The following is a 1457-nucleotide window of genomic DNA, read 5'->3' on the forward strand; positions in this document are numbered from 1 at the left end:
GGGGACAATTTCTTTGAGTTGGGTGGGCATTCGCTGCTGGCGACGCAGGTGATTTCGCGGGTGCGGGCGGTGTTCGGGGTCGAGGTGCCGCTGGCGGCCCTGTTCGACCACCCGACCGTCGGAGACCTCATCGACGTCATCGAGGCTCTGGCCCCGGACACCGCACCCCCCATCACGGCCATCAGTCGCGATCGCCTGTTGCCGTTGTCGTTCGCGCAGCAGCGGTTGTGGTTCCTGGACCAGCTCGAGCCGGGCTCGGCCGAGTACAACGTGCCCATCGCGCTGCGGCTGGCGGGTGCGCTCGACGTCGAGGCGCTGAGTGCTGCGTTGGATGTGGTCGTGGAGCGGCACGAGGTGCTGCGCACCAGGTTCGCCGCCACTGATGGGGTCGCTTACCAGGTCATCGACCCGCCCACCGGGTTCGGACTGGAGGTCGTCGACCTCAACGGTGAGCCCGACGGGTTCGCGCAGGCGAAAGAACTGGTGGCCGCCGACGCCGTGACGCCGTTCGACCTGTCCGCCGGGCCGATGTTCAGAGGACGGCTGATCCGCCTCGGAGCCGACGATCACGTGCTCAGCCTGTGCCTGCACCACGCGGTGTCCGACGGCTGGTCGGCCGGGGTGCTCGGCCGGGAGCTGACCGCGCTCTACGAGGCGTTCTCGCGCGGAGAGCCGTCGCCGCTGGCTCCGCTGCCGGTGCAGTACGCCGACTTCGCGGTCTGGCAACGTGACTGGCTCCAGGGCGAGGTGCTGGAGGGCCAGCTCGCGTACTGGCGTGAGCGGCTGGACAAAGCTCCGGCGCTGGAGCTGCCGACGGACCGGCCGCGTCCCGCCGTGCGCACCTCAGCGGGTGGCATGGTCGACTTCGAGGTCCCCCAGGAGACGGTGGCCACGCTGGAGGCGGTGACCCGGCAGTCTGGCGCAACGATGTTCATGACGTTGCTGTCGGCCTTCACCGTGCTCTTGGGCAAGTACGCGGGCCAGGACGACGTCGTGGTCGGCACTCCCATCGCCAACCGCAACCGGGCCGAGATCGAAGACCTGATCGGGTTCTTCGTCAACACGCTGGTGTTGCGCACCGATCTGTCCGGCGACCCCACCTTCACCGAGCTGATCGGCCGGGTGCGGCACGAGGCGCTGGGCGCCTACGCCCACCAGGACGTGCCGTTCGAGCAGGTCGTCGACGCCCTCGCCCCCGAACGCGACCGCTCGCGCACCCCGTTGTTCCAGGTGCTGTTCAACTACGACTCCAACAATGCGGATAGCGGGCCGGAATCGGAGCTGAGCGCTACAGAGGTCAGTGTGCGCGCCACGGTCGCGAAGTTCGACCTCAACCTCGCCCTCGGAGACAAGGGCGGAACCCTCGAGTACAGCACGGCGCTGTTCGATCGGTCGACGGTGGAGCGCTTTGCGGGTCATCTGGTGCGGTTGTTGGGTGCGGTCGCTGAGGATCCGGG

At 68.4% G+C, this 1457-nt stretch carries 1 protein-coding gene; it reads left to right on the plus strand.

Annotation, left to right across the window (positions count from 1 at the left end):
- Window positions 1-18 precede the first annotated feature (18 nt).
- Window positions 19-1457 (plus strand): condensation domain-containing protein (locus AB0J09_RS64620; RefSeq protein WP_360714389.1); only part of this gene is annotated, 1439 nt, incomplete at its 3' end.

The organism is Nonomuraea sp. NPDC049784, assembly GCF_040659615.1.
Classification (GTDB): Bacteria; Actinomycetota; Actinomycetes; order Streptosporangiales; family Streptosporangiaceae; genus Nonomuraea.